The sequence below is a fragment of the uncultured Fretibacterium sp. genome (assembly GCF_938040765.1).
Taxonomy (GTDB): Bacteria; Synergistota; Synergistia; order Synergistales; family Aminobacteriaceae; genus CAJPSE01.
Genome location: NZ_CALIAA010000268.1, coordinates 1 through 1,710, shown reverse-complemented (window position 1 = coordinate 1,710; position 1,710 = coordinate 1). Strand labels below are relative to the sequence as shown.

The following is a 1,710-nucleotide window of genomic DNA, read 5'->3' as shown; positions in this document are numbered from 1 at the left end:
CTCCATACCTGCGCCGCGCCGTCTACCTGGCGGCTAACGCCGCACGACGCTTCGACCCTGTATTCAAGGATTTCTATGACAAGATGATTGCCAGGGGCAAACATCCCAAACAGGCATTAGCCGCCGTCGGAACGAAACTCCTGAGGGTGATTCACGCCGTCATGACTTCGCAGAAACCCTACAATCCTCAAAAACTTTTACCCCCTGCTGCCAGAATTTCTCAACTAAACCCTTGACTTTTTCTAGCAGGTCTCCGTTTTCGGAGGCGCGCAGGGGGCATTTTTCGTTGCCGGGGCATTGCCGATAGTATAATGGCGAATGCGCCGCGAAATCTGCGCCATGGCGCTCTACTCAAGAACAAGGAGCTGTGATGTATGGAATGAAGTACTACGTGCAGACGGGGTCGGAGTATACGCTGATCAGGAACAAGCTGAGCCTTTTCTGGTCCCTTTTGGGAGCGGTGCTGCTGTTTGCCGCATCCACCCTCTTCGATGGGAACACCGTCGATGAAAAAGTAGCCCTTTGGACGGCGAGGGTCCTGGGCGCGCTGCTCCTGCTGGGTGCGGTATCCCTCGCCGGCAAAAAAGTGGTTTTCGACACTCGCACCCGGGAGGTGACGGCGGTTACGGGGCTGCTCCGCAGCAAAAAGGTCTTTTCGTTCGACCGGTTCTCGCATATCGAAGTGCTCAAGGAGACCTACAGCGGCTTCATCCCCATAGGCGTCTCCGTAAAGGCGTACTTCGTGAACGATGAGGGCAGGGAGGCCCCCATCCTTCTGCGTCAGGTCCTGTTTACCCTGGCGACCCGATGGGCGCAGCAGCTCGTCGACGAGACGGAAAGCCTCCTCAAAACCCATTGAGCCGGGTTCCCGGGTTTCGGTTTCCTCACCCCGAAGTGCAGCCTGAAGTATAAGGAGAGACGCTCATGCACAATTTGTCCGCTTACAATATACAGGAGACCGGGAGCACGTTCAGCTTCCAGCCCTTCAAAAAGGAGTTCCCGAAAAACGTCCTGTACATGGCGCTGGCCGCAGTCGCCGGCGGCATCTTTATCTTCTTCAACGCCAATCCCGCCTGGGACAAGATCATGTTTTCCCTGCTGGCCCTGGGTGCGGCGTACCTGATTTACTGGGGCCTGTTCGTCGTCGGGACGACAATCGTGTTCGACAGGGAAAACCGGACGATCTTCAAGCAAAAGGGGAGCGGACTCAAGAAAATCCTGCCCTTTGAGGAGGCCTGCCTTTTGCTGACCGAAACCAAAGGGGGCTGCCTTTACGGCATCGCGCGCAAAAGCGACCGCTATCGGTCCGTACAGAGGCTGAGCGGTTATATGTCCGAGGAGGAGCTCCGCGCTTTCGAGGAGGAAATAGCGCAGAAGATCCAGCAGATGCTGGAGGCATAGCGATCCGTCCTTGTGGAGCGTCGGATGCGCTGGACGATGGGTGAGGTCCCCCTCACCCGTTGCCCGACGGAGCGGCCGTCCGGCCGCCGGCGACGATCCCGCAGGCCGCCCGGGGGACGGCTGCCCCCGGCAGCTTTTTGCGTCCGGTTCCTGATCGCTTGCCTCGACACGCGGCATCGTTGCCGCGCTGTCGAGGCAAGTAAACCGTATCCCGTACAGACGGTCAGAGACAGGTCGAGGTCACGCATGCCGCCGTTCGTTGCCTTGGAGTCTCGAACGCTATTCCATTGTCAAGTTACCGAAATCTCA

At 58.0% G+C, this 1,710-nt stretch carries 2 protein-coding genes and 1 pseudogene; all 3 read left to right on the top strand.

Annotated features, from left to right (window positions below):
- Positions 1-236 (top strand): annotated as a pseudogene (locus tag Q0176_RS09540) (hypothetical protein); the annotation flags it as partial.
- A gap of 143 nt (positions 237-379) precedes the next feature.
- Positions 380-859, top strand: coding sequence for a hypothetical protein (locus tag Q0176_RS09535; RefSeq protein ID WP_299302108.1), 480 nt, complete (start codon positions 380-382; stop codon positions 857-859).
- Between the two features lie 65 nt (positions 860-924).
- Positions 925-1,401: a hypothetical protein gene (locus Q0176_RS09530; protein ID WP_299302105.1), complete on the top strand. Its 477-nt coding sequence runs from the start codon at positions 925-927 to the stop codon at positions 1,399-1,401.
- The last annotated feature ends 309 nt before the right edge of the window (positions 1,402-1,710 follow it).

Coding starts and splice junctions, on each gene's coding strand:
- Q0176_RS09530 (WP_299302105.1), top strand. CDS start 925: ATGCACAATTTGTCCGCTTACAATATACAGGAGACCGGGAGCACGTTC.
- Q0176_RS09535 (WP_299302108.1), top strand. CDS start 380: ATGAAGTACTACGTGCAGACGGGGTCGGAGTATACGCTGATCAGGAAC.